The sequence below is a fragment of the Oscillatoria sp. FACHB-1407 genome (assembly GCF_014697545.1).
In the GTDB taxonomy this organism is placed as follows: domain Bacteria; phylum Cyanobacteriota; class Cyanobacteriia; order Elainellales; family Elainellaceae; genus FACHB-1407.
Genome location: NZ_JACJSA010000009.1, coordinates 62,645 through 74,877, shown reverse-complemented (window position 1 = coordinate 74,877; position 12,233 = coordinate 62,645). Strand labels below are relative to the sequence as shown.

The following is a 12,233-nucleotide window of genomic DNA, read 5'->3' as shown; positions in this document are numbered from 1 at the left end:
GAGGATGTCCTTTGAACTGGATCACCTGTTTATTTGCACAACGCTGGAGGCTCCAGAAGCAGATCAACTCATCTCGTTTGGCCTAACGGAAGGCACGCCGAATGTGCATCCCGGACAGGGCACCTCCAATCGTCGCTTCTTCTTTCACAACCTGATGCTGGAGTTGCTCTGGGTTCACGACCCAACCGAAGCACAATCTGGGGCAGTGCAGCCCATCCACCTGTGGGAGCGATGGAGTCAGCGCGATCGCGGAGCCTGTCCTTTTGGCGTTTGCCTGCGTCCTGCCCTGGAACCTGCTGGAGAACTGCCTTTCACCAGTTGGAACTATCATCCGCCCTACCTGCCACCGTCGCTAAGCATTCCCGTCGCAACCAATGCCGATATCGTGACGGAGCCGATGCTGTTTTACCTCTCCTTTGGCCAGCGGCAAGACACCTATCCGGTTGAAAGGGCACAGCCTTTGCAGCAGGCGATCGCCTTGCAAGAGGTGACTCGTGTGGAGTTCGTGACTCCCCATGCCAACTCACTTTCTCCTGAGCTTCAATCTCTCGTAGATACTGGCTTGATTGATGTCCGGTCGGGCGCAGCCTATGCCCTTGAGTTTGGCTTTGACGGAGAGCAACAGGGAAAGGAGGCTCAGTTTCAGCCAGGGTTGCCCCTCCGCTTTTGCTGGTAGCTGGGGCACAGAAGGGTTAACCCAAATGTTCGATCGCACCCAACACTTTTAATGTTTCCTTCTGAGCTTCATTCAAACCCTGAACGCCCGTTATGTTCATCCCTTCGTAGGGGCGATCGCTCCTCAACACCTTCAGACATTCCCCTGTTTCCACATTCCATAGTCGAATGGTTTCATCCTTACTACCACTAGCAAGATAATGTCCGGTTGGATCAAACGTGAGGGATGGTATCCAGCCAATATGCTCTTTTAGGGAGCGAATGAGCTTACCTGTTTGAGCATCCCAAAGCTTAATACCACCATCAAAATCACCACTGGCAATGAGTTTCCCTGTGGGGCTAAAAGCAACCGCAGCAATAGAGCCAGGATGTCCGTTTAAGCAATAAATGGGTTGTCCTAATGCAACATCCCAGAGGCGAACTGTCCGGTCTTCACTACTACTAACCAGGGTTTGACCATCAGGGCTAAAGGCAATATTCCATACCCAGTGGGAGTGTCCCTCAAGAGTCGTTATTCCTTTCCAGGTTGCAGTATCCCAGACTCGTATCGTTTGGTCATCACTAGCACTAGCTAACAAATGACCATCAGGGCTAAAGGCAATTGAGTTGACACAGTTAGTATGTTCAGCTAATACCTTTATGAGTTGACCTGTTGCAACATCCCAGATTCTAATAGTTTTGTCATTTCCTGCACTAACTAAAATCCCTGGAGAATCAGATATATCGGGTTTAGAGGGACTGAACGCAATGGATCGAACTCGACCGACATGACCCAATAGGACATTCAATTCATGCCCAGTATCTAATGACCAAAGACGAATAGATTGGTCATCACTACTTGTTGCTAAATAACGATGGGTGAGATTCAGCGCAATCGAACAAATGGGTTGTGTATGGCCTCGAAGCGTGTTGACAATGCGTTGAGAATTCAAATCCCAAATCCGGATCATTGAGTCTGCTCCACCACTAACAAGTAATTGAGGAGAGTTAGAGTGAACTACTGTCTGAGGAATAAATAGAAGTGCATGAACTCCATTTGCATATCCTGTCAATGCTTTAATTTGATGCCCCGTTGTGGCATCCCAGAGACGAAGCGTGCGATCAAAACTGCTACTGGCAATCACCTTTCCATCAGGACTACAGGCAACGGATGTGACCCAAGATTGATGCCCACGAAAGAGCTTTCTAAGTTCACCTGTGGCTAGATCCCATAGCTTCAACTCTTTGTTATGATTGCCGCTTAAAAACGCTTGACTATCGGGAGTAAAGGCCACTGAGGAGACGATACCTTCATCATCACAGGTTTGCTGTAACTGATGGTTGTGCAAATTCCACACCTTAATCGTCTGGTCATGACTACCACTCACCAAGTATTTCCCATCAGGGCTGAAGGCGATCGCCATATCTCCTTCAGTGTGCGCTTGAAAGGCTTGCAATAACTGGGTTGTTTTGACGTCCCACAGTTTAAGATAACCCTCAGTACCGCCACTTGCGAGTGTTTTGCCATCAGGGCTAAAAGCTACCGATCGAACCCAACCATCATGCCCTTTGAACGAATGTGCCTCTCCAGTTGACAGATACCAGAGTCTGATCGTCCCATCTCCACCACCACTGGCAACTAGCTGAGCATCAGGGCTAACTGCTACCGACCAGATCGTACTGGTATGTCCTGACAGGATGCGAATCACTTGTTTGGTCTTAACATCCCATACTCGTACAACTCGGTCACACCCACCACTCATTAACAACTGTCCATCGGGGCTAAATGCAACGGAATTAACCCAATAGGCATGTCCCCTTAAAGTAAAAAATTGCTCATTTCCTTGAACCTTCCAAAGATGAAGCCTGCCATTACCTCCTATGGCGAGCCACTGACCATCAGGGCTAAAGGTGACGAAAAAAATGCAGCCAAATGATTGAACAAAGGAGGCTTCCTGGATATTGGCATCTGTAAAATCGCTGTGTTGCAGAACGTTTGCTTGAAAGCAAGCATGACGAATCGTTAATCCTGCAAAGCTAAATCTAGCTAGATTGATTTGCAAATGAATGCATAAATTGAGCAAGTTGCCTGCTCCATAACCATATACCTCAGTATCTGATTGTCTTAAACTCATCAAAATTTGTGCCAGGTGCTGTTTCAGTGCAATTTGTGAAAAGGCTTTGCAGAATTGCTCCGCGATCGGGTGCAGAATTATTCGTACCTGGCTCTCACGGATATAATCTTTGACGGTCGTTTTGATCAAAGCATGGCGATCGCTCAGCATGAGTTTGCCAGTAATCAACTCTGTACTGATTCGTTCTACTAAGCACTCCGTAACGTACTCCATTACTACAGGTTGCAAGGTGTAACTCCCCGATCGCTTTTCAATTAAATTGCGCCAACTGAGAGATTCCAGAGCTTCTAACAAACTGGAGTGGGACACGAGAGGGACAATATCTGCTTGCAGGTCAGCAATAGTCGTCCATTCACGATTGATGGTTAACCAGTACAGAATTGACTTTTCTAAATACGATAACCGTTCGAGTTGTTGTTCCAGTAGTCGATTGATGCCATTAAACAGGAAGGTATTTTGCTCAATAAAGGGGGCAATTTCTCCACCAAATAGGTCATAGATAGAACTGGCAACAATCTTCAAGGCAAGGGGATTGCCGCTGTAGTAATCGCATAGCTTCCACTTTTGCTGATCGCTTCCCCGCAGTCCTTTTGCATCTAGAATGGCAATTCCAACCTGATAGGAGCCAGAGAGGGAGAGCGATCGCACTCCCCAGTCTATCCCCTCCATAACAGCGATTTCGGCAGGTTTCTCGCGACTGGTCAACAGTAAGCAGCTTTGATGAGCACTCTCACCAATCAACGTCAACAATTCTCCATAGTCTTCATAACCAGAGCGGTAGTTTCCAGCGCGATCGCCCGGTTGCAAGATCGTTTCTAGATTGTCCAAAATCACCAGACAGCGATGGGTGCGGAACCAGTGCAACAACCGTTTGATGTCACTTTGAGTATCGTCTTGGTCAGAGAGAAACAGAATCAGGTCACTCAGCAACGTCTCCAGGGGTGGGGCATTGCGGAGCGATCGCCAGATGACGTGGGTAAACGGGTTGACGCGAGGTTCATTGGCTGTTCCACTCTCCAACCCGTTCACAAATTGTTGGGCTAATTTTGCTGCAAGAGAGCTTTTGCCCACCCCACCAATGCCCAGCAGAGCGACCAGGCGGCACCCTTGTGAAGCCGTCCCTCCAACCGAGGAACTGCACAACCACTGCTGGAGTGTGGCTAACTCATCGGTGCGCCCACTGAACTGGCTCACATCAACAATTTCACCCCAGTCAACTTGAAGAGAAGAAACCCTCCACGGTTCTGCAACGGACTGCTGCATCTGGGTGTTACGCTGGCCCTGCCTTGCGTGTCGTTCGATCGCTGAGCGAAAGTTGGTTTTGCTAATCTTTTCCCCAAAAACTTGACTTAATCGCCGCCAAAAAACAGGCCCCACATCCGTTGAAAGATAGCTCAACGTGTAGCCCGATGCCTCAGCGATCGCACCATAGGTTTGCCCTTGCCATGCACCTGTGACAATTGCCACTTCCGCGTCGGTGAGCGATTTGCCCTCCTGTGCCACAAGTGCAGCATTGATGAAGTCGATCGCTTGTTCTAACTCCATTGACGATGTTGCAATCGGTTGTATTCATCTTGCCCTAATTGGAAGCCTACAAGAGAATTTCTTGATTTTCTAGACTTTGATGATTGTTTTTAGACTTTGGGTGGCGATCGCATCCCAAAGTTTCCCCAAGTTTCCCCAAGTTTTTTAAGTTTCAGGCTAGGCAAACTCCCCAAGTTTCCTGTAATGACAAGCACGGGCGGCTTCGATATCGTGAGAAAGTCAATGGTTTGGCTTTCGCTTTGCCCCCACAAGCCACACCACAAAGCCCCCTTTTCTAGAGCATTTTGATTTAGCTTCATACCCCTGTCTGCACGAATTCGTTGGATGCAGAATAGCGCCGTGCGCTGATTTTGTTGTGCCCATTGATTTGATTTCAACTGCATTTTTACTGGTTTTGACTACAGGAGGTTTATCAACGATGCAAGGTCCCTATTGTGATTTGACCAACCGCCCCCTCACCGCTAAACCATCCACCCAACAATCAGTGCCAAACCGTCATAAGGTTTTGTTGACTTCACTGAAAAGCCTGTGGCGTGGCATTACCCGACTGGTGGGTTGGATGTTTGCCAACCCCAATGAACCCTATATCACTGAATTTCGCGATCGCCACACCGGGCAATTGCGCTGGCGGGTTTACTTTCCAGCCAACGACACCACGCTGGTGTTTGACTCTCCCGAAGAGGTCTGCACTTGGATCGAAGACCACTGGTGGCACACTCTTCCCTAAGCCATTTTCTCTCAGCCATTTTTTAGGAGATGCCTGATGCAACCCTCATCGCCAAAGCTCTCGCCCTGTCTTGGATGTGGGGCTATGCTTCCCGTCAACGCTAGAGCAAGTATTGGGGCAACTCACGATTATCTACTGGCTTCTGCTGAGTGTTGGGCCACGTTTGGCGAGGTGTTAGCGCGAGAGTATTCCAATGCTGCTTATGCCAAAGTCCATCGGCTCACGGTTGATGCCTATGCTGTTCAACACCCCGGACACCCCTCGCCGCAGAGCATTCAATCCGTCACCCTCCATCTCATTAGCCTGTGTCTAGTTCTAGAGTGTGGCTTTGACATGGATCAAGCCACCCGCACCATGCAACGGTTAGCCCGACATAAATCTGATTTTGTTTGGCTGACTCCACCCAACAGCTTAGGCGACAAGACCATTCTGGATGTGTGGCAAGCCCCCGATGCCATAGCCCATGTCAAAGCGGTGGAGGAATGGGCCCAGTCTGCCTGGTCTGCCTGGGAATCGCATCATCCACAAGTGCGGCAGTGGACTTTAGATTGGGCACTCAATTGTGCCTGACCCAACACTTCCACTCTGGCTCACAGTTCCCCCCTTTTTTAAGGGGGGCTAGGGGGGATCTTCTAACACTTCTCGCATCTGAACCGATCCCCCTAAATCCCCCTTAGTAAGGGGGACTTTCGACCCGCTCCACTCCGGCTTCCCTTCTCCTGCGGGAGAAGGGCTGGGGATGAGGGCACACCTACTCACCACAACTACAAGGAGATATATCAATGGCACGCGAAATTTTAGAAATCGAAGGCACAACTGTTAACGTGGGCAGTGTTGAAAATGGTGGAGTTGTTGTTAAGAATGGTCAAATCGGAGTCGGTAGCGACACACGAGATCTTTATCAGATAGATATCACTCGACCGACCCAACTAACCACGCTTCTGGTTCCCAAATCTGCAAATGCGAATCTCCGTCTATTCGACACCAACGGAAATATATTTTCCTCGTCAAGGGAAGGCACGTCTAACGATGCTATTTTTAACCCAAATCTGCCAGTAGGAACTTACTTCATTGAAGTGACTGGTTCTGCTAACACTGCGACAAACTATGATCTGAGCATTATAGGTGCCGCTGTTACAAATGCTCAGATGGGTGTGACGGTCGATCGCATTCGATCCCTTGCTACATCTAAGTTTGAGTTTTTACCATTTGATCAACCTGACTTCTTCATCGAATCAATTGTGATTGATGGAAACAGGAGCGGTAGCAGCAGAACTTTTAATAATCAAGCCGACGCGCGCCCAAACTTTTCCTTTACTCGTGCAGTGAGTAATGACGACCAGATTATTAGGGGAGAGATTATAGTCCGTGAAAATGATACTCCTCTACCCGCTCAGTTAGCGGATATTAGTCCCGATCAATTTTCCCCAAATCTAACCTTCAATCTTGACGCATTGCAACTTACAGTAGGTGAACTCTTCTCGTTTTCTCCCAGATCGATAGAACGACCTATTACCTTGCAAGGTGGTGGGGATAACCCTTTTGGGGGATTTCTTCAGGGAAATCAGCGTGCGGCAATAACATTCCGCGTTAACTACAGTGCCTTCACTTCCTCCAGCACTTTCAATCAACTCAATCGCTCTACAACTACCAAAGGTGACAACCGCAGCAACACCATTGTCGGCAACAACCGTAACGGCATTTTGGATGGGGGGCGCGGTGCAGATGACCTCTCTGGCATGGGCGGCAACGACGCGCTGATTGGCAACTTTGGCACCGACACACTCCGGGGTGGTGCAGGTCGCGACATCACCTGGGGCAGCCAGGGCAATGACACTTACTATGGCGGCGTGGGACGCGACACCTTTGTGCTGGATTTGCTGCGCGGTGTGGATGTGATCAAAGACTACAAAGATGGTGTAGACAAAATTGGTCTGACCAACGGCATTGTCTATGAGTTGCTGGATATCCGCCGCGAAGGGCGCAACAGCGGCATTTTTCTGGGCGATCAAAAGCTGGGCGTGGTGGAAAACACGCGCCCCAGAGACTTGACGGCAGACGATTTCAAGTCCATCAGCTTTGTCACCATCAAGGACATTGTGACACCGCAGGTGATGGCGTAGGGTTGCCCTCACCCTCAATCCCTCGCCCTCTGGGCGAGGGACTTCCGACCCTAATCCTCATACCAATTTAAACAGATGGTGCGGCCCATGATCTTCTGTAAGGGCGCATCGCGATGCGCCCTTACCTGCATCTGCCACATCCTCAAATCAAATTGGTATCAGATCCCCAAACCTTTTCTCCAAAAATCAGGAGGCATCTATGACTCACTTAAAGTCACTCCGCAAACCCTGGAATAACACGGTGAGATTGATCACCTGGCTATTCACCTTTCCGCGCCAGCCACGAGTTAGCAAACAGCGCGATCGCCACGGTCGCCTCTGCTGGAAAATCTACTATCCCACCACCCGCAAAACGGTTTTTTTACACTCTAACCAATCAATTCTCACCTGGGTTGATGACTCGTGGTTGTGCATCAAGCGGTGAAGAAAAAGCGGGTTTGAGTTATGAGTTTTGAGTTTTGAATTTTGAATTACTCATCTACTCATCCACTCCCCCACTCCCCACTACTCCACCCATCCACTTCCCCATGTCTTCCTATCGACGGCATCGGGCATGGCGAGACCTCCATGCTCACGTTTTTTCTCCTGATTTGTTTCGCTTTCCTGAACCACACCATTCACTCAAAAAGGAGCAATTATGGCACGTTCCCCTCTGTTTCGGACTCTGTCTCGTCTATTGCAAGCGGCTCGTTCTGAGGCGGCTCACTCGACTCAAAGCTCGCCTCAAAGCTCAGCGATCGCTCCCCGACTAAACCCCTCTCGTCGGCGGTTTTTGAAATATTCTGCTCTGGCTGGGGCTGGGGCGATCGCCACTTCTGCGATCGCGGAGTTTCCCCGGTTACAAGGGGCAATGGGCTATGGCACCCCCAAAGTGGCGATCGTTGGGGGTGGTATTGCCGGACTCAATGCCGCCTATCAACTCAAGAAAGCAGGCATCATTGCCACGGTGTATGAGGCAAAACCCTATGTCGGTGGACGAATTCAGTCTCAGACAGTGGTAAGCAACAACTTAGTCAATGATCTGGGCGGTAGCTTTATCAACACTGATCACGAAGACATTCTCGCACTGGCGCAAGAACTTGGGCTAGAGCTATTTAACCGGATCGAAAATGCTGACCAGTTTGCGTTTCCTGAAAGTGCCTACTACTTTGACAACAAAATGCTTTCTGAAGCAGACCTGATCGATTTGTTGCGTCCACTGGCTGACCAACTGGTGATCGACGCTGCCCTGCTCGATGAGGACTTTGACACCTACGCTCCAGAGTTCGATCAACGCTCGGTTGCTGATTATCTCGATCAACACCGTGACAAAATTACAGCCCCTGTGGTTCGCAGGTTGGCTGAAAATGCAATTCGTACCGAATATGGGGTAGAACCTGAAGACTCTTCTGCGCTGCAACTGCTGTATACCGTGTTGCTCCTGGATGGAGACGCCGTTACCCCGATTGGCAGTGATGAAACCTATTTCATTCAAGGGGGAAGTGGCAAGCTGATTGAAGGTCTGGCACGGGCTTTGCCGGGACAGATTCGCGCTAATTTGCCATTAACTGAATTGCGATCGCACAACAATGGCTTCCAACTCACCTTTGGCACAGGCTTAGTGGTTGATGCCGACTACGTCATTCTCGCATTGCCCTTTATGGCGTTGCGTCGAGTCAATCTCCAGGTTGAGTTGCCCGATACCCTGCGACGGTTTATCAACGAAGTCAACTTGGGCACTAACGAAAAGCTGTTTGCCGGGTTCAATCAACGTTCCTGGCACCAGGAGCAGGGATTTGTGGGTGAAGCCTGGACAGATCTGGGATATTCCCAGGTTTGGGAAGAAACACAGCGGCAGCCCGACCAGCTTGAAGGGGCACTCACCTTTTTCCTGGGTGGTCAGGAGGCGCGACCCACGCGGCGCACGGTTGAGCGACAGGGACAACAGTTTGTCCATCGCCTCAACAAACTGATTCCCGGCACAAAGGCTGTGGCTACCGGGCAATTCTATCGCACTAATTGGGCGAGTGACCCTTACATCGGTGGTGGTTACACCAGCTTTAGACCAGGTCAATATCTGGAGTTTGGTGAATTCCTGTACATCGAGTCCGATGACCCGGAGGAACGACAGGATGTCTACGTTGGCAACCTGGTATTTGCTGGGGAACATCTCAGTGATGAATTTTATGGCTACATGAATGGGGGAGCCCAGACCGGACGTTTGGCAGCGGAAATTGTGAGCCATCACATTCTCGTATCGCAAACACAAAGTTCTGCAACATAGTTTTTTTGGGGGTCGCTCCCAAGAAGAGGTTCCACCCCTTCACCCCTTTCAAAACTTATTTTTGGCTGTACTAGAGGCTATGTCGTCGGCTGAGATGTTGCGCGATCGCCCCTAGCGTTACCCTGACCCAAACCGTTTTGAAACCGTGACCGACGGGTGTATGGGCTTGGCAGTGTGCCCCATTGCCGAGCCCTTTTGCCCACTGACAAACATGTCTATCCAGTTGGCTACCACGGTAGGGACGGTTCGTGAACTGCCTCTATCATTCTACAGTTGGGAATTGGCATTACTGGATGTGCCCAAATGACGTGCCTAAATTACGTGTGCGAAAAACAAGTTAAGACTACTCACAGGGCTACTTCTCTTGCGAGAATAGGAGAGCGGACGATATGACACGACTATGCCAGCGGAACAGCCAGAAGGATTCATTGACAACTGGACTTATTTAAAGACAGAACTAAGCTGGCTCGATCGGGTGTTAATGGTGGCGGTAGCGCGTCAGCGCAATGAGAAAAAGGACGTCGATCGCATCGCTCAAAATCGGGCTGACCGAGCCACAAGCCACTGGTGGAAGGGGTTGATTTCGACGGAGGGCAATGCGGCCTACGACGAATATCGCAAGCCAACGACTCCAACCACAACCACGTCCAAACAGACCTACCAGCAGCAACTCGAAGCCAAAATTCACGCCAGCCAGAAAAAGGGTATTGTGTTGGGGTTGCCGTCTCTGTGCGATCGCCTCCAGCTCACCGTCTTTGAAAAAAATCTGGTGCTGATGAGCCTGGCTCCTGAGATTAACCGTCGCTATGCGAGAATTTACCGCTTCTTGCAGGGCGAAGAAATCAGCACCAAAACGGATCTACCCACCGTGGATCTCGTGTTGCGATTGCTCTGCCGTAGCGATAAAGAGTGGCGCGTTGCTCGCAATCGCCTCATGCTGGACTCTCCCCTGGTACGCTATAACCTGCTCAAAATTTTGCCCCGACACGAAGACACCCTGTTGAACTATCCCCTCAAACTGAACGACTCTCTGGTCGATTACCTCCTCTCTGAGCAACCGCCCACCGAAGCGTTAGATGGTCTGTTGGATCTGGTGCCCCAAACACCTGCATCCCGTCAGTTTTTGACCTACACTGACCCCACGGTCGCTTGGGATGACTTGATTGCACCTGCTCCTCTCGTGCAAGCGTTGCGATCGCTCAATCAGGCAGTGCAATTTGAGGGAGACTCGTTAGGTGTCGTGGCATTGCTAGTTGGGGCAGATGGGAGCGGTAAGACCACCGCAGCAGAAGCGATCGCCACTCACCTAAACACTCCCCTGGCAACACTGGATCTGGCAGCCGTGGAGCCGGAACATTACGACACCGTATTTCACGAAATCGCTGTGCGATCGCCCAGTGTCCTATTAATACAGTCGGCACAGCACTGGCTCAAACGCTCAACCCTGGCATCGGACGTGCAGATCCACCAGTTTCTCAAACAACGTCGCCAGGTCGCAGGCATTACACTGCTCACCGTATCGCTGTTGCCTTCGGTGCAGGTGCGCTGGCAACACCAGATGGATCAGATTTTGACCTTTCCGCCACCCGACAGGGGCGATCGCCTCAAACTCTGGCAACACGCCCTGAACCCATTTCTAGAAACCGATTCGCTTGATCTGGATTGGGAGGCACTCGCCCAACCCCACTTGACCGGAGCCGAGATCCGCGCGATCGCCCGCACCGCCACTGCGCTAGCTGCCACTCAGCAAAGCCTGATGACGATGGAGCACCTGGCTCAAGCCTTTCGGCAACAGGGTAAATTGTTTAAGCTCAAGCCTGTCAGCAAGCCGTCTCAGGCAAAACGAGCGACTCGAAAAACGACCCCCTCAAAGACAACCAAGACGACAACAGGGCGATCGAAACCGAATCCAGCAAAACCAAAGCGATCGCAAAAAGAGAGCTAATCTCCAGATCGTCGGCTTTCTGCTTGCGGCTCCCTACAGAAACCTTGGCACTGCTACAGGCTCAGCCTCCATCATCCCCGCTTTACCCAGACCTTGCTCCCCCATACGAGCGCAGCATTTCGCAGATCAATCCTTGCACCACGAGCCATTGATTTGACGCATCTTCACATACCGATTTAATGTTTGATTGTGGCAGATCACTGGGTAGGGGCGTTTCGTGAACCGCCCTTACGGAATCATGTGCAGCGAAGCCAATTCAAATTGGTAACATTTGATTAACGTGAATTCGGGATAACGATTTTGGCGGTTAAAACCTCAGTTATAGGCGCAAAACCGACCTGCGTTGGTTCGTCAAATCCTGCCTTTTCCGGAGTCCGCATCGGCGTACTTCGCTCCAGTAGCCGCGATTTCATTCGCCAGGCTCTTAACCAAACTGACGTTGATTAGTAATTGACCTCCCTCGTAAAAACCTACACCCGTGAAGGTGAAACTCCTGGCTAAGGGTAGAAATCCCCAGTATCCCCTTGCTTCCGCTGTGTTGACAGTTGCCATCGAGCGTAGAAAATTGGGGATAAATAAATTTAAGTAACTTTTTATACACAAAATCACTTGAATTCGCTCAAAATTTACACAAGATGATGCATAAGAGTATTGAAATCGAAAGATAAGTGGAAAGATTCCACTAAGCCGTCCTCGATAACGGTATTACTTTTACAAACGTATGTGCTTCTCTCGTGTATTAAAACGGCTAAAAGCTTTTTGTCCTGATATTACTAATATCCTCAGGAAGAAAATAAGTACCTGTCACATCGGTCTGCCAGTTGGTTTAATCAAAGGGGTG

General features: G+C 50.1%; 10 protein-coding genes. 7 read left to right on the top strand and 3 right to left on the bottom strand.

The genetic code is table 11. From position 1 onward, the window contains the following. The first annotated feature begins 4 nt into the window (after positions 1–4). Complete coding sequence (locus tag H6G89_RS16265) at positions 5–676, top strand: hypothetical protein (protein ID WP_190508177.1); 672 nt, start codon at positions 5–7, stop codon at positions 674–676. Between the two features lie 16 nt (positions 677–692). On the opposite strand, the gene H6G89_RS16260 is transcribed toward H6G89_RS16265, so the two are convergent. Together H6G89_RS16260 and H6G89_RS16255 are read right to left on the bottom strand one after the other, a co-directional pair. Further along, complete coding sequence (locus tag H6G89_RS16260) at positions 693–4,334, bottom strand: NACHT domain-containing protein (RefSeq protein ID WP_190508176.1); 3,642 nt, start codon at positions 4,332–4,334, stop codon at positions 693–695. 89 nt (positions 4,335–4,423) lie between these two features. Beyond that, positions 4,424–4,633 carry a hypothetical protein gene (locus H6G89_RS16255; RefSeq protein WP_190508174.1) on the bottom strand — a complete coding sequence of 70 codons (210 nt, stop codon included), beginning with the start codon at positions 4,631–4,633 and terminating at the stop codon, positions 4,424–4,426. A 119-nt stretch (positions 4,634–4,752) separates the two neighbouring features. Between H6G89_RS16255 and H6G89_RS16250 the strand changes: the two genes are divergently transcribed. From H6G89_RS16250 to H6G89_RS16225, 6 genes are all read left to right on the top strand, one after another. Beyond that, positions 4,753–5,061, top strand: coding sequence for a hypothetical protein (locus tag H6G89_RS16250; RefSeq protein ID WP_190508172.1), 309 nt, complete (start codon positions 4,753–4,755; stop codon positions 5,059–5,061). Positions 5,062–5,097: 36 nt separating this feature from the next. Further along, positions 5,098–5,631, top strand: a complete 534-nt coding sequence (locus tag H6G89_RS16245) for a DUF5946 family protein (RefSeq protein WP_190508170.1) — start codon at positions 5,098–5,100, stop codon at positions 5,629–5,631. Between the two features lie 212 nt (positions 5,632–5,843). Then, the gene (locus H6G89_RS16240; protein ID WP_190508168.1) at positions 5,844–7,184 is read left to right on the top strand and encodes a T9SS type A sorting domain-containing protein; all 1,341 of its coding nucleotides are present in this window, start codon (positions 5,844–5,846) and stop codon (positions 7,182–7,184) included. A gap of 199 nt (positions 7,185–7,383) precedes the next feature. After that, positions 7,384–7,608, top strand: coding sequence for a hypothetical protein (locus H6G89_RS16235; protein ID WP_190508166.1), 225 nt, complete (start codon positions 7,384–7,386; stop codon positions 7,606–7,608). Positions 7,609–7,821: 213 nt separating this feature from the next. Continuing rightward, on the top strand, positions 7,822–9,447 hold the full coding sequence (locus H6G89_RS16230; protein WP_190508164.1) for an NAD(P)/FAD-dependent oxidoreductase: 1,626 nt from the start codon (positions 7,822–7,824) through the stop codon (positions 9,445–9,447). Between the two features lie 400 nt (positions 9,448–9,847). Further along, positions 9,848–11,392, top strand: a complete 1,545-nt coding sequence (locus H6G89_RS16225) for an AAA family ATPase (protein WP_190508162.1) — start codon at positions 9,848–9,850, stop codon at positions 11,390–11,392. A 275-nt stretch (positions 11,393–11,667) separates the two neighbouring features. Here H6G89_RS16225 and H6G89_RS16220 read toward each other — a convergent pair whose 3' ends face one another. Continuing rightward, positions 11,668–11,805, bottom strand: coding sequence for a hypothetical protein (locus tag H6G89_RS16220; RefSeq protein WP_190508160.1), 138 nt, complete (start codon positions 11,803–11,805; stop codon positions 11,668–11,670). Between the last annotated feature and the right edge of the window lie 428 nt (positions 11,806–12,233).